The 18,797-nt window shown below is 49.9% G+C and carries 20 protein-coding genes; 19 read left to right on the top strand and 1 reads right to left on the bottom strand.

The features are described 5' to 3' along the window. The first annotated feature begins 22 nt into the window (after window positions 1-22). The 11 genes from rpoE to acpS all read left to right on the top strand — a co-directional run bounded on the left by rpoE (window position 23) and on the right by acpS (window position 9,002). On the top strand, window positions 23-598 hold the full coding sequence (rpoE, locus tag LHL18_RS11310) for an RNA polymerase sigma factor RpoE (protein ID WP_134056651.1): 576 nt from the start codon (window positions 23-25) through the stop codon (window positions 596-598). A 39-nt stretch (window positions 599-637) separates the two neighbouring features. Beyond that, a complete protein-coding gene (locus LHL18_RS11305) occupies window positions 638-1,264 on the top strand; it encodes a sigma-E factor negative regulatory protein (RefSeq protein ID WP_226767167.1) in 627 nt (208 codons plus the stop codon). Continuing rightward, window positions 1,261-2,190: a MucB/RseB C-terminal domain-containing protein gene (locus tag LHL18_RS11300; protein ID WP_226767166.1), complete on the top strand. Its 930-nt coding sequence runs from the start codon at window positions 1,261-1,263 to the stop codon at window positions 2,188-2,190. The genes LHL18_RS11305 and LHL18_RS11300 overlap by 4 nt, the downstream gene beginning before the upstream one ends. Then, window positions 2,190-2,642: a SoxR reducing system RseC family protein gene (locus LHL18_RS11295; RefSeq protein ID WP_226767165.1), complete on the top strand. Its 453-nt coding sequence runs from the start codon at window positions 2,190-2,192 to the stop codon at window positions 2,640-2,642. Before LHL18_RS11300 ends, LHL18_RS11295 begins: the two co-directional genes overlap by 1 nt. Window positions 2,643-2,813: 171 nt before the next feature. After that, window positions 2,814-4,613 carry a translation elongation factor 4 gene (lepA, locus tag LHL18_RS11290; protein ID WP_134056645.1) on the top strand — a complete coding sequence of 600 codons (1,800 nt, stop codon included), beginning with the start codon at window positions 2,814-2,816 and terminating at the stop codon, window positions 4,611-4,613. 13 nt (window positions 4,614-4,626) lie between these two features. Continuing rightward, window positions 4,627-5,553, top strand: a complete 927-nt coding sequence (gene lepB, locus LHL18_RS11285) for a signal peptidase I (RefSeq protein WP_134056643.1) — start codon at window positions 4,627-4,629, stop codon at window positions 5,551-5,553. 30 nt (window positions 5,554-5,583) lie between these two features. Next, window positions 5,584-6,261, top strand: a complete 678-nt coding sequence (gene rnc, locus LHL18_RS11280) for a ribonuclease III (protein WP_226767164.1) — start codon at window positions 5,584-5,586, stop codon at window positions 6,259-6,261. Further along, a complete protein-coding gene (era, locus tag LHL18_RS11275) occupies window positions 6,248-7,156 on the top strand; it encodes a GTPase Era (protein ID WP_226767163.1) in 909 nt (302 codons plus the stop codon). The genes rnc and era overlap by 14 nt, the downstream gene beginning before the upstream one ends. Before the next feature lie 6 nt (window positions 7,157-7,162). Further along, window positions 7,163-7,846 carry a DNA repair protein RecO gene (recO, locus tag LHL18_RS11270; RefSeq protein WP_226767162.1) on the top strand — a complete coding sequence of 228 codons (684 nt, stop codon included), beginning with the start codon at window positions 7,163-7,165 and terminating at the stop codon, window positions 7,844-7,846. 26 nt (window positions 7,847-7,872) lie between these two features. Then, the gene (gene pdxJ / locus LHL18_RS11265; protein WP_226767161.1) at window positions 7,873-8,607 is read left to right on the top strand and encodes a pyridoxine 5'-phosphate synthase; all 735 of its coding nucleotides are present in this window, start codon (window positions 7,873-7,875) and stop codon (window positions 8,605-8,607) included. Further along, window positions 8,607-9,002 carry a holo-ACP synthase gene (gene acpS, locus LHL18_RS11260; protein ID WP_226767160.1) on the top strand — a complete coding sequence of 132 codons (396 nt, stop codon included), beginning with the start codon at window positions 8,607-8,609 and terminating at the stop codon, window positions 9,000-9,002. Before pdxJ ends, acpS begins: the two co-directional genes overlap by 1 nt. An 18-nt stretch (window positions 9,003-9,020) precedes the next feature. Here acpS and barA read toward each other — a convergent pair whose 3' ends face one another. Further along, entirely contained in the window at window positions 9,021-11,735 is a 2,715-nt protein-coding gene (gene barA / locus LHL18_RS11255) for a two-component sensor histidine kinase BarA (RefSeq protein ID WP_226767159.1), read from the bottom strand. 80 nt (window positions 11,736-11,815) lie between these two features. On the opposite strand from barA, the gene rlmD reads away from it, so the two are divergent. The 8 genes from rlmD (at window position 11,816) to LHL18_RS11215 (ending at window position 18,751) form a co-directional block, all read left to right on the top strand. Then, window positions 11,816-13,141 (top strand): 23S rRNA (uracil(1939)-C(5))-methyltransferase RlmD, encoded by a 1,326-nt coding sequence (gene rlmD, locus LHL18_RS11250; RefSeq protein ID WP_226767158.1) that lies wholly within the window; start codon window positions 11,816-11,818, stop codon window positions 13,139-13,141. Between the two features lie 19 nt (window positions 13,142-13,160). Next, complete coding sequence (gene relA, locus LHL18_RS11245; protein ID WP_226767157.1) at window positions 13,161-15,356, top strand: GTP diphosphokinase; 2,196 nt, start codon at window positions 13,161-13,163, stop codon at window positions 15,354-15,356. An 18-nt stretch (window positions 15,357-15,374) separates the two neighbouring features. Continuing rightward, window positions 15,375-16,154, top strand: coding sequence for a nucleoside triphosphate pyrophosphohydrolase (gene mazG / locus LHL18_RS11240; RefSeq protein WP_226767156.1), 780 nt, complete (start codon window positions 15,375-15,377; stop codon window positions 16,152-16,154). A gap of 421 nt (window positions 16,155-16,575) precedes the next feature. Continuing rightward, window positions 16,576-17,118: a hypothetical protein gene (locus LHL18_RS11235; protein ID WP_226767155.1), complete on the top strand. Its 543-nt coding sequence runs from the start codon at window positions 16,576-16,578 to the stop codon at window positions 17,116-17,118. Between the two features lie 92 nt (window positions 17,119-17,210). Then, window positions 17,211-17,531, top strand: coding sequence for a hypothetical protein (locus LHL18_RS11230; protein ID WP_226767154.1), 321 nt, complete (start codon window positions 17,211-17,213; stop codon window positions 17,529-17,531). 94 nt (window positions 17,532-17,625) lie between these two features. Next, a complete protein-coding gene (locus LHL18_RS11225) occupies window positions 17,626-17,955 on the top strand; it encodes a hypothetical protein (protein ID WP_226767153.1) in 330 nt (109 codons plus the stop codon). Between the two features lie 88 nt (window positions 17,956-18,043). Next, window positions 18,044-18,301, top strand: coding sequence for a hypothetical protein (locus tag LHL18_RS11220; RefSeq protein WP_226767152.1), 258 nt, complete (start codon window positions 18,044-18,046; stop codon window positions 18,299-18,301). Between the two features lie 120 nt (window positions 18,302-18,421). Further along, window positions 18,422-18,751, top strand: coding sequence for a DUF2489 domain-containing protein (locus LHL18_RS11215; RefSeq protein ID WP_226767151.1), 330 nt, complete (start codon window positions 18,422-18,424; stop codon window positions 18,749-18,751). Window positions 18,752-18,797: the final 46 nt, after the last annotated feature.

The following is an 18,797-nucleotide window of genomic DNA, read 5'->3' as shown; positions in this document are numbered from 1 at the left end:
ATTACAGGGGAAAGGCTCGAACATGAGCGAGCAAGAATTGGACTGGCAGATTGTCCAGCGCGTACAGCAAGGCGATAAAGCTGCGTTTAATGTTTTGGTAAGAAAATATCAGCACCGGATTGCGAACTTAATTTCCCGTTATGTCTCTAACCACGGAGACGTAGCTGATGTGGCGCAGGAAGCCTTTATTAAAGCCTATCGTGCTATTCCGGGCTTTAGAGGTGAAAGTGCTTTTTATACCTGGCTGTATCGTATCGCGGTTAACAGCGCGAAAAATTATCTGGTTGCTAATGGCCGTAAGCCACCGGCAACTGATGTAGACGCGGAAGATGCCGAGTATTTTGAAGGCAGTGACGCGTTAAAAGAACAGGACTCACCAGAGCAGTTGTTGTTATCTGATGAAATCCGCCATGTGGTGTTTAGCACCATAGAAAAACTACCTGACGAGTTACGCACTGCTATTACGTTGCGTGAACTTGAAGGGTTAAGCTATGAAGAAATTGCGGATGTAATGGGTTGCCCTATAGGCACCGTTCGCAGCCGTATTTTCAGGGCGCGTGAAGCAATTGATGTGCAGCTGAAGCCGTTAATCAGCTAGCTGTCAGGGCAACAACCAGTAATTAAGACAGGAAACATTATGTCGTCAGAACATCAGGATTGGCTCTCTGCCGCCAGTGACAACAAGCCACTGACCAAAGCACAGCTTGATAGTTTGCTAACTGATACAGAGCTGCAATCTACGCTTGAGCGTTATCATCTTATTGGTGCCACCATACGCCGTGAAACTTCAGGTCCTTTGCCGGTTGATTTTACGGCCGCTATCATGGCGGAAATTGACGCTGAACCTGCTTATCAACTGAAAACAGATCGTGGTTTGCTGCAGCGTGTTAAAGCGTCTGTAGCGGCTGCAGCAAATGGACGCTGGCTGCAACCTGTTGCCCAAGGCGCTATTGCCGCCGGTGTAGCGTTAATGGCCGTGTTTGGCGTGCAGCAGTACCAGCAACAACCCGAAGATATGTTAAGCCCACAGCCTCTGCTGCAAACTCAGCCTATTGCTGGTTTCGCGACACCGGTCAGTTTAAGCCAGACTACCGTGTCTGATCGCTTTGCAGAGCAAGAGCAGCAAGCTATGCTTGAGCAGCAAAAGCGCTTGCAGGCTTTGCTTAACGCACACCGTCAGCAAGTACGGGTGATGGAGCAGGCACAGCAGGCAAACCATAAAGCTGAAGCAAACACCGGGCCTGAACAAAACGAGCAGCAATGATGCGATTCTCTGGCGTATGTAGTGCCATAGTATTGGTAGTGTTTTCTACGTTGGCCCAGGCTGAACAAGCTGGCTGGGCCTTATTCGATAAAGTGCAGAGTGCCGTTAAACAGTATAATTTTGATACCTCCTTTGTTGTATTAAAAGGAACTAATGTTGACACCTACCGTTGGTTGCATGGCCGTGCTGATGGCCAGGAAATCGAACATCTCATCCCGTTAGATACCAGTGGCGTAGACATTTTGCGCCGCGATGCGTTGGTGTATTATTTGCTAACCGACAGGCCTGCTTTTGTTACCCGTAGCCACAGTATTCCTGAGTTGCCAGCATTGTTTTTTGAACCGAAAGAAAATATTCAGCGCCTGTACAACGCGGTGGCCGGCAGTAGCTCAGTGATGTCCGGCCGCAGTGCTCAGTTATTGCGGCTGACCGCAAAAGACGCCAGCCGTTACAATTACTGGTTGTGGTTGGATGATGAAACAGGTTTTCCGCTGCGTATCGATATTTTATCAGAGCAGCAAAATGCGCTGGAGCGCTGGCTGGTTACCCATATGCAGATAAGTGCTGAGATGCCGGAGAATTTACGCTCGCTGATGGAGGCTGAGTTACCTGCACCCGGCGACAGCGTACCCCGCAGCGCAGTTGCCAGTAGTCATCAACTTACCTGGCTACCACAAGGCTACACACAGGTGGAAGAGCCCGCCAATATTCCACAGCTGGAAAGTAGCTTGTTGAGTTACTGGTTATTAAGTGATGGTCTACATCAGGTGTCAGTATTTGTGCAACAGGCACAGCGGTTGCCGACACAGGCTTATCGTGATGGCGCTACGACTATTTATGTGCAAAATGCCAATCAGCTGGAAGTGACGGTGATTGGCCCTGTCAGCATCGAAACTGCACGCCAGCTGGCTGCAGGGGTGCACTGATGGTCGAAGAAATTGCCACTGTGGTATCCGTTGAGCAAAAAGGCGTCTGGCTGACGACGACGCCCGTTGCCAGTTGCAATGCCTGCCAGGTCAGCGAAGATTGTGGTACCGGCATAGTGGCGAAAACCCTGACGCCAAAAACACTGCACTTTTTCGTTGCGTCTGAACTTGAGTTGTTAGCCGGTGAACAGGTGAAAATAGGTATAGCTGAGCAAAACCTGCTGATGGCAGCTGCCATGGTTTATCTGCTACCGCTGCTATTGATGCTATTGTTCGCAGTGCCCGCCAGCGCTGCAGGCGTGAGCGAAGGTATGCAAATGCTGCTGGCCGCGTTTGGCGCCACATGTGGCTTTGCTATTGCGCGTTTGTATGGGCGTTATCAGGAAAAACGCGCTGATATTCATATTGTTGAAGTTTTACCCTCCTTAGGTGTGCAGCCTAAACTGCCATGATGTAAGCGGCGAACGCCTGTGCTATGCCAGTTAATAACACATAGCAAGCTGAGTCCGGATAGAGTACAATTCGCGCTAATTTTCAAAAATAACCCGCGCTGACGCCGGAGGTTGCCGCTTGTTGTTATCAAGTATGCTGCTTTGCGTTGCGCCCACTGTTTTGCGGACAACATGCCTAAACTAAATCACATCAGAAACTTCTCTATTATTGCTCATATCGACCACGGTAAGTCGACACTGTCTGATCGGTTAATTCAGTACTGTGGCGGCTTGTCTGACCGTGAAATGCAGCAACAAGTACTCGACTCGATGGATCTTGAGCGCGAGCGCGGCATCACGATTAAAGCACAAAGCGTTACGTTGCATTACAAAGCCGATGATGGCGAAACCTACCAGCTGAACTTTATCGATACGCCGGGTCACGTAGACTTTACGTATGAAGTAAGCCGGTCGCTGGCGGCATGTGAAGGTGCTTTACTGGTTGTGGATGCGGGGCAGGGCGTAGAAGCGCAGACAGTAGCTAACTGCTATACCGCGCTGGATATGAATTTAGAAGTTCTGCCGGTGCTAAATAAAATCGATTTACCCCAGGCCGACCCAGAGCGGGTAGCGCAGGAAATTGAAGATATCATCGGTATCGAAGCTGTTGGCGCTGTGCAATGTTCTGCTAAAACCGGCCTCGGTATTAAAGATGTGCTGGAAACTATCGTAAAGAAAATTCCGGCGCCGGAAGGCGAGCCAGAGCAGCCAACCCAGGCATTGATTATCGACTCCTGGTTTGATGCTTATCAGGGCGTAGTGTCACTGGTCCGTGTGAAGCACGGCAGTATCAAAGCCAAAGACAAAATTAAAGTCATGTCGACCGGCCAAACTTATGAAGTCGATAAAGTGGGGATCTTCAGCCCTAAAGCCACCAATACTGGCGAGCTGAGAACCGGTGAAGTAGGTTTTGTTATTGCCGGTATCAAAGAGATAAAAGGTGCGCCGGTAGGTGATACGCTGACATTGGCAAAAAACAGCGCTGAAAAACCATTGCCGGGGTTTAAGCGCATTAAACCGCAGGTTTATGCCGGTGTGTTTCCGGTATCAAGCGATGATTATGAAGATTTTCGTGATGCGCTGGCCAAGCTAAGCCTGAATGACTCTTCACTGTTTTATGAGCCGGAAAACTCCGGTGCATTGGGCTTTGGTTTCCGTATCGGCTTCCTTGGCATGCTGCATATGGAAATTATCCAAGAGCGTTTAGAGCGCGAGTATGACCTGGATCTTATTACCACGGCACCGACAGTAGTGTATGAAGTGGTGAAAAAGAACGGCGATATCGTGATGGTAGATAACCCCAGTGCGTTACCTGCTGTAAATGATATCGATGAAATTCGCGAGCCTATCGTTGAAGCACATATACTGGTGCCGCAGGAGTACCTGGGTAACGTTATTACGCTGTGTATCGAAAAGCGTGGTGTGCAAACCAATATGTTATACCACGGCCGTCAGGTCGCGGTAACTTATGAGCTGCCGATGGCGGAAGTGGTGATGGACTTCTTCGACCGCTTAAAGTCCACCAGCCGTGGTTATGCTTCGTTGGATTACGCGTTTAAGCGTTTCCAAACCTCGAACATGCAGCGGGTTGATATCCTGATCAACGGTGAGCGGGTGGATGCACTGGCGATCATCAGTCATATCGATTTTGCCCAGGGGCGCGGCCGTGAACTGGCCGAGAAATTAAAAGAGCTGATCCCGCGGCAGATGTTCGACATTGCCATTCAGGCGGCGATTGGTAACCATGTTATTGCCCGTACGACCATCAAACAGATGCGTAAAAACGTATTGGCAAAATGTTATGGTGGCGACGTTAGCCGGAAGAAAAAGCTGCTGCAAAAGCAGAAAGAAGGTAAAAAACGCATGAAACAGGTAGGTAATGTGGAAGTACCACAGGAAGCCTTCCTGGCGATTTTGAAAGTTGGTAAATAATTAAGGGTTTTACATGGCAGGTTACTTTGCAATTTTTCTGGTGCTGCTGACACTCGCCAGTGGTTTAGTCTGGTTACTGGATGCATTGGTACTGGCGCCTAAGCGCCAGCAAAAGCTTGCCCTGGCTCAATCAGCCGCCGGTGGCGGTAGCTTACCGGAGGAAGCAGGAGCGGAGCTGTTAAAAGAGCCGCAGCTGGTCGAAACTGCAAAGTCGATTTTTCCGGTAATCGCCTTAATTACGATTTTCCGCTCTTTTATCTATGAACCTTTTCAGATCCCGTCAGGCTCAATGATGCCAACCTTGCTGGTGGGTGATTTTATCCTGGTTGAGAAGTTCTCTTATGATGTCAAAGATCCGGTATGGCGCAAAACGCTGTACAGCAACAATAAACCGCAGCGCGGTGATGTTGCTGTATTCAAGTATCCGGAGCAACCTACCGTTGATTACATCAAGCGGGTAATTGGGGTGCCGGGCGACCGCATTATTTACCGCAATAAACAGCTGTTTATTGAAAAAGCCTGCACAGATGCACAACAAACCGACTGCGGTAAGCTTGAAATGATAGAGCTTAACCTGAAAAATGAAGGTGAGTATTATCAGGAGCAATACCCGCAGCGGCGCTATACCGAAAAGCTGGGCGATGTAGAGCACGATATTCTGCAGACACCGGCACGGCGTGAGCACACCGAGTTCTTCTTTAAACAGCGCGGCACGGCTATTGATGAGTTTGTTGTACCGGAAGGGCATTATTTTGTCTTAGGCGATAACCGCGATAACAGCCGTGATGGCCGGTTCTGGGGTTTTGTGCCAGAAGACAATATGGTTGGTAAAGCGGTATTTATCTGGATGAGCTTTGAGTTTAATACCGATCCGAACAGCTGGTTGCCAGGTTGGGTACCAACAGGTGTACGTTTTGAACGTCTTGGCAGTATCCGCTGAGCTCAGATACGGCACCGTTAAGAGACAAGCATGCAAAAATCGTTATCTCCACTGATAGCCCGTCTGGGCTATCAGTTTCAACAGCCTGCCTTACTGGAACAGGCTCTGACTCACCGCAGTTGCAAAGGGCAGCACAACGAACGGTTGGAATATCTGGGCGATGCCGTGCTGAGCCTGGTGATTGCTGAAACATTGTTTGCCAATTTTCCTAAAGCCCGTGAAGGTGATTTAACCCGGATGCGCGCGGCGCTGGTAAAAGGCGTGACGCTGGCCGAAATTGCTCAGGAACTGCGGTTATCAGAATATCTGCGCTTAGGGCCTGGCGAGCTGAAAAGTGGCGGTTTTCGCCGTGAGTCTATTCTGGCCGATGCAGTTGAGGCTATTCTCGGCGCGATTTATCTCGACGCTGGCATGGAGGCCTGTAAAGAGCGTATCTTATTCTGGTTCGGCTCGCGCATAGAAACTATTACGCCGGGCGAGCAGAAAGACTCTAAGACATTGTTGCAGGAATACCTGCAAGGGCTACGCTTAGCGTTGCCGGTATATGATGTTATTGCCACTGAAGGCGAGGCGCATCAGCAAACCTTTACTGTACGTTGTACCATAGCGGGCATGGCCCCATTTACCGCCAGCGGCAGTTCACGCCGCAAGGCAGAGCAGGACGCCGCTCATATGGCGCTGGAAAAAATTAAGCATGACAGAAAATAATACCCTGCCAACCTACGCCGCTCTGGTCGCTATTGTTGGCAGGCCTAACGTTGGCAAATCGACGTTACTCAATAAGCTGGTCGGGCAAAAGGTCAGTATCACCTCGAAGAAGCCGCAAACTACCCGGCACCGCATTGTCGGTATTGACACCCGTGATAATTATCAAACGGTATATGTCGATACGCCCGGCCTGCACAGTGAAGAAAAGCGGGCGATAAACCGTTTAATGAACAAAGCAGCGGCCAGCTCTATTCTCGATGTTGAATTTGTGCTGTTTGTCGTTGAAGGCACGCGCTGGACGGATGATGATCAGATGGTGCTAAACCGGCTTATTGCGGCGAAGAAGCCGGTGGTACTGGTGGTGAATAAGGTCGATTTGTATCGCGATAAAGACACGCTGCTACCGCACTTACAGTGGTTAGGTCAGCAACTGAATTTTATTGATGTGGTGCCGCTGTCTGCTGAAACCGGCGACAACATCGATGCGCTGCGAACCGTGGTGCAACAGCATTTGCCGCCGTGCGAGTTTTTCTTTCCGGATGATTATGTTACCGACCGCTCAATGCGCTTTATGGCAGCAGAAATTGTGCGTGAAAAACTGATGCGCTTCCTTGGTGATGAGTTGCCCTATTCAGTAACAGTGGAAATTGAGCGCTTTAAATGGGAAGAGAAACATTACCATATTGCTGCGCTGGTGCTGGTCGAACGGGACAGCCAGAAGAAAATGGTGATTGGTAACAAAGGTGAACGGATAAAAACGATCGCCACTGAGGCGCGTCTGGACATGGCCGCCATGCTGGAGCAACCAGTGTTTCTGCAAATTTGGGTAAAAGTAAAATCGGGCTGGGCGGATGACGAGCGGGCGCTGCGCAGCCTGGGCTACGGCGAAGACTAACTGCCGATGTCATCAGCGTTCTGGCCAGCGTATATTTTGCACAGCCGTCCGCTGAGCGACACCAAACTGATATTACAGTTGCTGCTGCCTGAGCAGGGCCGGTTGTCAGCCGTAGTGCGCAGGAAGCAGGGCAAGCAGCGCTTAACGTTGCAGCCGTTTCAATTGTTTATGCTCGAGCTTAGCGGCAAAAGTGAGCTAAAAACCGTAAAAAATATCGACGAAGCGGCTGTGGGCCATATATTTAGCGGTAAGGTGCTATACAGCGCTATTTACCTCAATGAATTAATTTGCCGCCTGTGGCCGGACAATTTAGCGTCTGAGCAACTGTTTGCGTTATATCAGGCTGGTTTGCAGCAACTTGACAGTGTGCAGGCCACCGGCACTGAACTGGAGCCTTGTTTGCGCCGGTTTGAATTTGCCTTACTGGCAGAATTGGGGCAACCGATTGACTGGCAGTATGACGCCAATGGACAGGCTATCAATGCAACGGCAAGCTACGAGTGGCAAAGCGAGGCCGGCTTTATGCCCGCAATCTATGGCTATAGCGGAGCCTCACTGCTGAATATAGGGCAGGGTCTGTGGCAAGCTGCAGAAACCAAGCGCTGTGCCAAGCAGCTTAGCCGACAGCTGTTGTCACCTTTATTAGGCGCAAAACCCCTGGCTAGCAGAGCCTTGTTTGCGTCAGAATAACCTCAATTTTATCTGTGGAGTCAGGTATGCATAACCCTATTTTTCTTGGTGTGAACATTGATCACGTTGCAACGTTGCGCCAGGCCCGCGGGACTTATTACCCGGAACCTGTGCATGCAGCGTTAATGGCCGAGCAGGCGGGGGCAGATGGTATCACTGTGCATTTACGCGAAGACAGGCGACACATTGTTGACCGCGATGTATTCGTATTGCGTCAGACCATCGCCACCAGGCTGAACTTTGAAATGGCGGTTACGGATGAAATGCTGCAAATTGCCACTGAGCTAAAACCGCATTTTGCCTGCTTTGTACCAGAAAAACGCCAGGAGTTAACGACCGAAGGCGGGCTGGAAGTGGCCGGGCAGCAAACGCGTATTACCGATGCTGTTACACAAATGCGTGAACAGAATATATTGGTATCGCTGTTTATCGATGCCGATCACCGCCAGATCGAAGCGGCAGCAGCAGCTGGCGCGCCTTATATTGAAATTCATACCGGCAAATATGCCGAAGCTCAGGATGCGGCAGTGCAGCGGGCGGAGCTAAAACGTATCAGTGATGCCGCCGCCTATGCCTCTTCGCTGGGGCTGATAGTAAATGCGGGGCACGGTTTGCATTACCATAATGTGCAGCCGATAGCAGCGATACCGCAGATGCACGAGCTGAACATCGGCCATGCGATAGTGGCGCGGGCGGTGTTCAGCGGGCTGGACAGTGCAGTGCGGGAAATGAAGCGGCTGATGGTTGAGGCCCGGCGCTGATGGCAATCGTTGGCCTGGGGACAGATATTGTCGAAATTGCCCGCATTGAACAAAGCCTGTCCCGAAGCCCAGCGCTGATAAAGCGTGTGCTGACAGAGAACGAGCAGCAGATCTTTCAGGCGATGGCGCAAAACCATCCGGGTAATGCGGCGCGCTATTTTGCTAAACGTTTTGCAGCGAAAGAAGCAGCTGCGAAAGCGCTTGGCACAGGTATTGGCCGAGGCGTGTCATTTCAACATATTCATATCAGCAACAATACTTATGGCGCCCCTCAGCTGGCGCTGACCGATTTTGCCTCAGAACTGGCTGCCGGGCTTGGTGTCAGCCATATCTGGTTATCGATTACGGATGAGCAGGCTTATGCAGCCGCTACCGTGATCCTGGAGCGACAGTAGCCGCTTTGCATGCCTTGTTTATTGCCACTGCCAGTGCTGGCTCTCCAGCCAGAGCCCCTGCATGATATCGTCCAGCTCCAGCAATTCCGGTTCCAGCTCTGTCAGGCTTTTGCCTTGTTTGAGCTGGGTTTCCAACAGCTCAGACAATTGTTTTAATCTGGGCACACCGGTGTAACAACAGGCCCCGTTTAACTTATGGATCTGCTGCAATAATTGGGTAACATCCTGGCTAGTAACTGCCTGTTGTATCGCAGCCCGGCTTGGCGGAATGCTGCTTACCAGCATCTGCAGCATTTCTTTCATCAGGCTGCATTTACCGCCCGCGCGTTCCAGCGACATCGGCCAGTTTACCAGCTTACTTGCCGGCCAGCTTGCCGGTGGGCTCTGCGGCCGGCTGGTTGGGCAGAACTCCTGCAAACTACAATGCAGCATGTTCTCGTCCAGCGGTTTACTTAAAAACTCATTGAAACCCAACGTCAGCAAGCGGGCACGCTCGCCGTCTACCGCATGTGCTGTCACAGCTATGATGGGCGTGTGTTCGTTCAGTGAACTCTGGCGGATACGCTGGCAGGCATTAATGCCATCCATAACCGGCATGTTGATATCCATAAAAATAATGTCATATACATGTTGTGTCGCTTTATGCCAGGCTTCTGCGCCGTCACGGGCAGAGTCGATTTGTTCAACCTGTTCAGCCAGCAAGGTATTAATCAGTTTCAGGTTGGCTTCGTTGTCATCGACAGTCAGCACCTTAAGGCTACCCTGGCGTGGTCCTGTTGTTTCATCCACAGTTTGAGTTTTCTGCAGATAGGGCAGAGCCAATGCTGCAGCCAGCTTTCGCAAATGCGGCGGCTTTGACAGGCAGGCATCGGCGCCCGAGCTGAGCAGCGTCTCGCGCAGGTGCGGCGACAGTGTGTTTACCAACAGGCAGGTATGGCTGCACTGTGGCTTGATTTGTTTGATCAGCGTCAATACCTGATTGACCTGATTCAGGGCAATAGTGCGGCCTATCAGGCCAATATCATAGTGCTGCTGGTGCGCCAGCGCCTGTTGTAGCTGGCCTTTTGTCGCGCAGGCAGTGACCTGCAGCCCCCAATTGTGTAACAGTGACAGTGTAGCTTCGCGCGAATGTTGCTGGGGTTCAAAATACAGCAAATGCTTATTCTCCAGTACATCCAGCGGCAGGCTGTCGGCGACGGCGATGTGATGGCGCAGGCATTTGATTGTGAACCAGAAGGTTGAGCCTTCCGCCTGTTTACTTTCAAAACCTATGTTGCCGCCCATTGCTTTTACCAGGCGCTGTGAAATCATTAGCCCAAGGCCGGAGCCACTTTGATGGCTGCGAGAGTCGTTGTAGCTAAAACCCTGAAACAACTGGCTTTGCTGCTCTTCACTGATGCCGCGGCCGGTATCCTGTACCGAGCAATGCAGAATAAGCTGATCTTCATTCAGTAAGGCTGCCGATACCCGGATAACAATGCTGCCGTGATCCGTAAACTTTATCGCATTACCGGCAATGTTCATCAGTACCTGAACAAAGCGGGCCGGATCGGCGACCAGATCATCCGGGCAGGACGGCTCGACCATCAGTACCAGCTCTAGATGCTTGTCAAAGGCATTGGCGGCCAGCAGCTCAGTCGCATCGTTTAACATATCCCGCAGCGAAAAGGGCTCCGGGTTAATGGATAGCCGGCCTTCTTCCAGCTTGGAGAAATCCAGCACGTCGTTAACCAGGTGCAGCAGGCTGTTGGCTGACTTCTGGATTGTTGTAAGGTAGTCATGCTGGTTCGACGACAGCTGGGTTTTCAGCAATTGCCGGGTAAAGCCAATAACGCCATTTAGCGGTGTGCGCAGCTCATGGCTCATTTTGGCTAGAAACTCAGATTTCTGCCGGTTTTCCTCCTGCGCTTTACGACGGGCAAAATCCAGCTCGATGTTCTGCACCTCCAGTTGTTCCATGCTTTGCTGCAAATCACTGGTCACCTGTTCAATTTGCTGTTGCATTTCCTGCTCCTGCACATTGAAGTGGGTACCCAGCAGATTCAGACTGTGCTGCAGCTGTGTGAGTTCACGCACTATGCCGCCGGTATTGCCGCTGCCGGTTTCAGCTTTTTGGCCGTTTAACAACAATTGCAGATTACGTAATATTTGCCGCACCGGTTGGTGTACCCGACGCAGCAACAGCAGTGTTGGCAACATAAACGCCAGCAGACAACCAACAGTTATTAAGATGACGTGCAGCAGCAGCTGTTGTTGCTGTAACTGCAATTGTGCCTTGGGCAACTGCAGCAGCAGATAACCCTGAATACCGCTATCGTCAGTGGTTGGAAGAGGCTGATAAAACACCAGTTCATTGGCATTTTCAGCCAGTAAGCCGGTGGGCGCCAGTTTCTGCGTGCTGCTTAACTGCAGCGCCCGGCTGAACTGCTGCGGGTTGGTATGAATAAGCGGCTGATGGTTGGTATCAAACAGGCTGATATTGCTAACGAGCGGCGAGTTGAGCCGGTGTGCACTGCTAAGCAGTTGCTCCAAAGCGGCAGTATTTTGTCTGCTTAGTAAGTCCTGACTGCTGATCGACAGCGGCAGGGCAATATGTTGTGCCTTTTGGGAAAAAGAAAGTGCTAACTCCTGATAACGAACATAGCTAAAATAGCCGGCACAGAATACACTGACCAGCAGTGCCGGCAGTAAGCTGCAAAGCAGTAACCAGGAGCGCAATCCAATTTTTGTCATTGTTGCCGCTGCGATAGAATGAGTATTGCCCCGATAATGACATAAGACGTCGTTCTTGCCTACAACCTGACAGAGACACCATGCTTAACATATACAAAGCCAAACCTAAAGCCAGCCTGCTGGGAAAAACCCTAAACTTCGACATAGATAACAGTGACTACGAGGTGCAGGGCATCAGTAAGCACCAGCAGAAAATTGTCTTTGTTGCTGCGGCGTTGCCCGGTGAGCAGGTGCAAGCCAAAGTAGTGGAAGATAAAGCCGGCTTTATCAGAGCGCAAACAGTTAACGTAATAACGCCATCCCCTCTGAGGATTGCGCCGCCTTGTGTGTACGCCAATGTATGCGGCGGCTGCCAGTTACAGCATCTGTCGCCAGAATCACAGCGTGAACTCAAACTGAAAGGCGTTGACGCCCTGATCCGTCACCAGACCAACCTGACGCAGTTGCCGTGGCAGTCTATGCTGGAATCAGCCGCTACGGGCTACCGGCGTCGCGCCCGCATTGGTATCTGGTATGACAAAAAGCAGCGCCGGTTTGATATTGGTTTTCGTCGCCAGGCAGATAAACAGATTGTGGCGGTTGAACACTGCATGGTGTTATCAGGGCCACTCTCGCCAGTGTTTAATGTATTGCAACAGGTATTACCTCAGTTAAAAGACCCGGCAGCGGTGACCCATGCCGAAGTGTTGCTGGCAGAACAGCTTCCGTTTGTTATTTTGCGTCATATCCGGCCATTAAGTGCATCGGATAGGCAGTTATTTGTCGATGCCTGGCCGCAGGCTATCTGGCTGGGTGAAGCAGAGCAGGGCCAGTTCAGTTACTGGCAGCAAGACGTGATACCGGAATACCCTCTGGCAGAGCAGGGTCTGAGATTACAATTTTCGCCGGATGATTTTATTCAGGTAAATGCTGAGCTGAATCAGCAGATGGTAAATCAGGCGCTTGACTGGCTGCAGGTCAATGCGGATGACACCGTACTGGATTTATATGCTGGTATAGGCAACTTTACGCTGGCGCTGGCGCAACGGGCAAAAACAGTGCGTGCAGTTGAAGGTGTGGCCAAAATGGTGCAACAGCTGGCAACCAATGCTAAGTTAAACGGTCTTAGCAACGTGGAAGCCTATCAGGCTGATTTACATCTGAGCTGGCCTAAAGCCAGTTGGAATACGCCTGAGTATACCAAGGTGTTGTTGGATCCGGCCCGGGCCGGTGCCGTCGGTGCTACAGAGCAAATTATTAAGCTAAAACCGGCACAGATATTGTACGTGTCGTGCAACGCTGCTACTTTTGCCCGTGATGCGAAGATATTGCTGCAAAGTGGTTATCGTCTGCACAAGATCAGTGGTGTGGATATGTTTACACACACTAACCACCTGGAATTGATGGCGTTGTTCAGCCGGTCGTAAATTATAGAGGGAACAGCACATGGTAAGGGTTCGTCAGTCACATAGTACTGATTACAACAGTGGTGAAACGCTGGAGTGGTTATGTTCGCTGGGGCTGACCGAGAAGAAAATAAACAGCGTGATGAATGCAGCTGAATGGCTGAAGCAACATCAGCTGATAGAACCCATTGCTGCAGTGCGCACCGGTTGGGAAATGGTTGAGATCCTGGCTGAGCTGCGGATGGATAGTGACTCGCTGCTGGCGGCGTTACTGTTTCCGTTACTGGAAGCGCAGTTGGTCAGCACCGAGCAACTTGAAGCCGAATTTCCCGCCAATGTGGTTGCAATGCTCAAGGCCGTGCAGCAAATGGAAGCTATCCGTACCATTCCAACCGGGCCGAACCAGAGTGTAAACCCGCAACAGGCAGATAACCTGCGCCGCATGTTACTGGCGATGGTAGAAGACGTGCGTGCAGTGGTCATTAAACTGGCAGCCCAAATTTGTTATCTGCGCGAAGTGAAAAACGCCGATGAAGAAACCCGGGTATTAGCGGCGAAAGAAACCAACGCCATCTTCGCACCGCTGGCAAACCGCTTGGGTATTGGTCAGTTAAAATGGGAGCTTGAAGATTTAGCCTTCCGTTACTTGCACCCCAGGCTTTACAAACAAATTGCCAGCCTTCTTGAAGAAAAGCGGCTCGACCGCGAGCAGTATATGCAGGAGTTTGTCGCCTCTGTGCGGCAGAAAATTGCGGATGCAAATTTAACGGCCGACGTGTATGGCCGGCCCAAGCATATTTTCAGTATCTGGAAAAAAATGCAGAAAAAGCAGCTGGCGTTTGATCAGCTGTATGATATCCGCGCCGTGCGGATCATCACTGAGCGGGTACAAGACTGTTACGCCGCGCTTGGCATAGTGCACACCGGTTGGCGGCACCTGCCAAAAGAGTTTGATGACTATATTGCTACGCCAAAACAAAATGGTTACCAGTCTATTCATACCGTGGTACTCGGCCCGCTTGGCCGACCGGTAGAAATACAAATCCGTACCCGGCAGATGCATGAAGACTCTGAGCTTGGGGTAGCGGCGCACTGGCGTTACAAAGAAGGCTCAGTTGCCGGTAAAGATGGCGCCAATGATGAAAAGATTGGCTGGCTGCGTAAGCTGCTGCAATGGCAGGAAGATGTTGTTGAAAGCGCTGATCTGGCCGAAGAGCTGCGTAATCAGGTTATCGAAGACCGGGTTTATGTGTTTACACCCAAAGGTGACATTGTCGACTTGCCGATGGGCTCAACCCCGCTCGATTTTGCCTATTACGTGCACTCGAATGTCGGCCACCGCTGTATAGGTGCGAAAATTTCCGGCCGCATAGTGCCTTTTACCTATCAGTTGAAGACCGGTGATCAGGTAGAAATACTGACCGGGCGCGAACCTAACCCCAGCCGCGACTGGCTAAACCCACATCTGGGTTATTTAAAATCCAGCCGTGCCCGCTCTAAAGTGCAGTACTGGTTCCGCTTGCAGGACAGGGATAAAAATATCGCTGCCGGTAAAGAGTTGCTCGATACCGAACTGACCCGGCTGAATCTGGTGATGGAGCATCCGGGCAAGGTATTGTCGCGCTTTAACGTCAACAGTATGGACGAGCTATTGGTGGGCATTGGCGGCGGTGAGATTAAAGTGACCCAGGTTGTGCACTTTATTCAGAGCCAGAGTGCCAAATTAGAAGAGCCGGAAATCGACCCGCGGTTAATTACCAAGCCATTGTCACCGGCAAAAGCGAAAAGTGATGTTGTGGTACAGGGCGTGGGTAATTTGTTAACCCACATGGCCGGCTGCTGTCACCCGCTGCCGGGTGATGCCATTATCGGCTACATTACACAGGGTCGCGGTATAGCTATTCACCGTGATGATTGTGATCAGTTTAAAACCCTGCAGGACAGTCACCCGGAACGGGTGGTCGATGCCACCTGGGGCGATAAATATGCCAGCGGTTATGAAGTGGATATCCGTATCGTCGCACATGATCGCAACGGTTTATTGCGCGATATCACCAGTATTCTGGCCAATGAAAAGGCCAATGTGACCAAGATGAGCAGCACCTCTGATATTAAAGCCCAGACAGCGGTGATTAATATGACCATGGAGCTGTATAACCTCGATTCGTTAAATAAGCTGCTGAGTAAAATCAGCCAGATAGATGATGTGGTGGAAGCAAAACGCTTTCATCACTAGTAACCGAAAGAGAGTTTCGTGTCAGACAATATCAACCGCCTGTTAAACATTATGAGCCGGCTGCGTGACCCGCAGACCGGCTGCCCGTGGGATTTAAAGCAAAGTTACGCCACTATCGTGCCCTATACGCTGGAAGAGGCGTATGAAGTAGCGGATGCCATTGCCCGTGAAAACTTTGATGAGCTAAAAGATGAGCTTGGCGATTTGCTGTTTCAGGTGGTGTTTTATGCCCAAATTGCCAAAGAAGAGGGCCGGTTTGAGTTTGATGATTGTGTCGCGGCTATTTGCGATAAATTAGAGCGGCGTCACCCGCATGTGTTTGGCGATCTGACTGCTGATGACGCAGACACGGTGTTGAAAAACTGGGAAGCATTAAAAAGCACCGAGCGTAAAGACGCCGGCCAGCACAGTGTATTGGACAATATACCGCAGGCCATGCCAGCGCTTAGCCGAGCTTACAAGCTACAAAAACGCTGTGCCAATGTTGGTTTCGACTGGCCGACAGTCGAAGGCTGTTGGGATAAAGTAAAAGAAGAAATTATCGAAGTTGAGCAAACCGAAACCGGCAGTGAAGAACTCGCAGAAGAGCTGGGTGATTTAATGTTCGCGCTGGTAAATGTAGTGCGCAAGCACAAGTTAGATCCTGAAGCCGTGCTGCGCGCCGCCAATAGCAAGTTTGAAAAACGTTTTCGCGCTGTTGAACAAGCTTTAGCAGAGCAGGGCAAAACGCCTGAGCAGTCTGATCTCGCTGAAATGGATGCGCTGTGGAATCAGGTAAAAAAGCAAACCCAGCAGTAACACCTGCAGTTATCCCCTGTTGAAAGCCTCGTAATATATAACCGTTAAGTGCCGAAGAGCGATCGAAGACTCCGCCTTCTTTTCAAATTCAAGCGAATAGCAATGCAACTGTATTTATATGCAGTGCTATTTCAAATATTAGCCATTTCAGGTCAAATATCCCGTTAACATTGCACATAAGCACATTGCTGCATTTATTTACATGCTATAAATTAGGTACTTAAATTGAGGGTGTGCAGAAATATCATGCACAGCGCTCGAAATATGACGCATGCTTGTTTTGCCTGTTCGAGAGAACGAAATACAAAAAATTAGTTTTACTTTACAACGATGTGCATATCACTGTTTCCTCTATCGGAAATGAGAAAACGAGCATGCACAATAATAAAATGTTAGGCAATTTTGAAACTGAGCAATTACCATGTTTAATCTATTTAAGAAAAAGACTCCTCCACCGGAGCAGCCAAGACAGCTTCCACCAGTTCCAGATTGGCAACCAAATTTTGCTCCAGAACTCGACAAGATTATTGAAATAGCCAGCTATTACACAAACGGAAAACATGACCTGGCCATATTCGAGCACGGAACAATTGTAGTTCTTGCCAAAGGCCTGAGTGCTGAAGAGGCAACCTCTAGCGCTCTAGAGGCGCTACATGGGGTATTCCACTCTCACCCAGACATGAACCCCCGAGACATGGATGATGGAAATATTTTGGTTGGCTACAAAAACAATGTAGCTAACATTGTAGTCAACGACTTTGCCATGGAACATTGGAACGAAATTGACCTCAATCATCAACGGGCATTAGCAACCCATGAGGTCTTGATTACCCCATTGGGCCACAATGTCTTTAATGATTTTGGTAAAAAAGCGCTCTATGGGCGATGCTTTATGTTCATGGATGCACTTTCCCCTAAAGTCGTCCGTATTGCGAGAACCGACGCCCCCGTCTCCAATGCCTAACAAATGGTTCAAGTCGTTCGCTTCGCTCACTCGGGACCGGCTAAAGCCGGCCCCTTAACCAAGCGTTATACATAAATCCGGGATTAGCGAAAATGTATAGAAATTTATTAGCTTTGGTAGCACTTGGATTTTCTACGTTATCAGTAGCTGACGCTACTGCTGTTCCTAATTTTAAATCGCCAGTACTGAGCCCAAATCAAGCACACGAATTAATTATTCAGTATCTAATAACTGAACACTCAGGCGTCAACCTCGTAGAGTATGATGTATCCATAACATATGACTTCACATATCAGCAATGGGATGCCTTTTTTATTTGCAATGATAAAGCTGTTCAAAGTACAGGCTGTCATTTTCTAATTCGTGCCACTAATGATGAACAGCCTACGTTTCAATTCAAAGGTGGTAAATAATGTATAACAAACGCAGTCACCAACGGCCACTGCGTGGCTTGGACCTCGACCGCTGCCCGGATTTCGGCCTGTGCTGCGAGCGTTATGTAGCTCTATGAAATTAACTTTACCTGCGGTATTTCTTTTACTTTCTACCACGAGCATCGGCAGTAACCTGGACTTCGAAGTGCATAGTAATAAGCTTGGCACGGTTCACCTCCTCACTGTTTCTGGCTCTGGTACAGTGGGATCGGATTTAGTTGAACCCTGGTATGAGAAAGCACACAGCCTTTGTCCTAAAGGTATTAATAGAATTGAACCACAAGGCCAACCGCTAGTCAGGGATAAAGCCTGCGGCGATGCCGTTGAGGATATCGGTGGTAAACAGCAATGCGAAGTCATAAGGGCAAGTGTCTTTGGAAAGATCATCTGTAATGCTCCATAACAAGCGCCTTAAAAATGCGCACTTCGTGCGCCGGACTAGCAACAAGTTGCTCGCCGTTTAGGCGGGCGTTATGTTTTGGAGGCGAAGTATGGCTGAAGTACCAGAGTATCGTGAATTCACCGGCTCCCATGAAGGGTTCAACGAAATCGAGAGGAAATATTCCAACTCAAAGCAAAGCGTAGCTGTTGTTGGCCAGCGTACCGATGGTGCTTATACGTATTATGTTTACAAATGGGATATCACTGATTGGGAATATATTGGTGAAGGATACTGGTCGCCGTCGGGAATCGGCGGTTTTTTTCATGATCTGGATTCGGCTAAAACTGAGGCTTATTTAAACCTATGAACTTAGTGCTAACCTCTACAAAACATAACAATACGCATCACGCGCTCCCGTTGGTCGCTGGGACGTCAAACGCTAACGCGTTTTTCCGCCCGTGTGCTGTGCGTTAAGCACCCTATGAAAATGAGCCACGAAGAATACGTCGAGAAAAAGAGGGCAAGAGTTCACGAGCTTGCCTCGCGCATGCTTGATGGATCTATTCATTATCTTGAAGGTGCGATTGAATTGTCCTCACTTCGATTCGAGGTTGAGGTATCAGAAGACGATCAAGATTTTTTAGTATTCACAGCTGTCGCTTCTGAAATTGATCATCTGCCAATAGGTGCGCCTAGGCAATACTGGTCTAAAGAGGCTCTTGAGCGCCATGAGCCAGAAATTCAAGAATCAATAAAATGGGCAAAGGAATTCTCGTTGCCCCAATGTAAATCACTGTCGGAGAGGTTCAGTGCTTAACAAGGCCAGGCACAATCGCCCACTTCGTGGGCTGGACCTCCGCACT

Source organism: Rheinheimera aquimaris (assembly GCF_020531985.1).
Taxonomy (GTDB): Bacteria; Pseudomonadota; Gammaproteobacteria; order Enterobacterales; family Alteromonadaceae; genus Alishewanella; species Alishewanella aquimaris.
This window is presented reverse-complemented; position numbering and strand designations above follow the sequence as displayed.

Coding starts and splice junctions, on each gene's coding strand:
- rpoE (WP_134056651.1), top strand. CDS start 23: ATGAGCGAGCAAGAATTGGACTGGCAGATTGTCCAGCGCGTACAGCAA.
- LHL18_RS11305 (WP_226767167.1), top strand. CDS start 638: ATGTCGTCAGAACATCAGGATTGGCTCTCTGCCGCCAGTGACAACAAG.
- LHL18_RS11300 (WP_226767166.1), top strand. CDS start 1,261: ATGATGCGATTCTCTGGCGTATGTAGTGCCATAGTATTGGTAGTGTTT.
- LHL18_RS11295 (WP_226767165.1), top strand. CDS start 2,190: ATGGTCGAAGAAATTGCCACTGTGGTATCCGTTGAGCAAAAAGGCGTC.
- lepA (WP_134056645.1), top strand. CDS start 2,814: ATGCCTAAACTAAATCACATCAGAAACTTCTCTATTATTGCTCATATC.
- lepB (WP_134056643.1), top strand. CDS start 4,627: ATGGCAGGTTACTTTGCAATTTTTCTGGTGCTGCTGACACTCGCCAGT.
- rnc (WP_226767164.1), top strand. CDS start 5,584: ATGCAAAAATCGTTATCTCCACTGATAGCCCGTCTGGGCTATCAGTTT.
- era (WP_226767163.1), top strand. CDS start 6,248: ATGACAGAAAATAATACCCTGCCAACCTACGCCGCTCTGGTCGCTATT.
- recO (WP_226767162.1), top strand. CDS start 7,163: ATGTCATCAGCGTTCTGGCCAGCGTATATTTTGCACAGCCGTCCGCTG.
- pdxJ (WP_226767161.1), top strand. CDS start 7,873: ATGCATAACCCTATTTTTCTTGGTGTGAACATTGATCACGTTGCAACG.
- acpS (WP_226767160.1), top strand. CDS start 8,607: ATGGCAATCGTTGGCCTGGGGACAGATATTGTCGAAATTGCCCGCATT.
- barA (WP_226767159.1), bottom strand. CDS start 11,735: ATGACAAAAATTGGATTGCGCTCCTGGTTACTGCTTTGCAGCTTACTG.
- rlmD (WP_226767158.1), top strand. CDS start 11,816: ATGCTTAACATATACAAAGCCAAACCTAAAGCCAGCCTGCTGGGAAAA.
- relA (WP_226767157.1), top strand. CDS start 13,161: ATGGTAAGGGTTCGTCAGTCACATAGTACTGATTACAACAGTGGTGAA.
- LHL18_RS11235 (WP_226767155.1), top strand. CDS start 16,576: ATGTTTAATCTATTTAAGAAAAAGACTCCTCCACCGGAGCAGCCAAGA.
- LHL18_RS11230 (WP_226767154.1), top strand. CDS start 17,211: ATGTATAGAAATTTATTAGCTTTGGTAGCACTTGGATTTTCTACGTTA.
- LHL18_RS11225 (WP_226767153.1), top strand. CDS start 17,626: ATGAAATTAACTTTACCTGCGGTATTTCTTTTACTTTCTACCACGAGC.
- LHL18_RS11220 (WP_226767152.1), top strand. CDS start 18,044: ATGGCTGAAGTACCAGAGTATCGTGAATTCACCGGCTCCCATGAAGGG.
- LHL18_RS11215 (WP_226767151.1), top strand. CDS start 18,422: ATGAGCCACGAAGAATACGTCGAGAAAAAGAGGGCAAGAGTTCACGAG.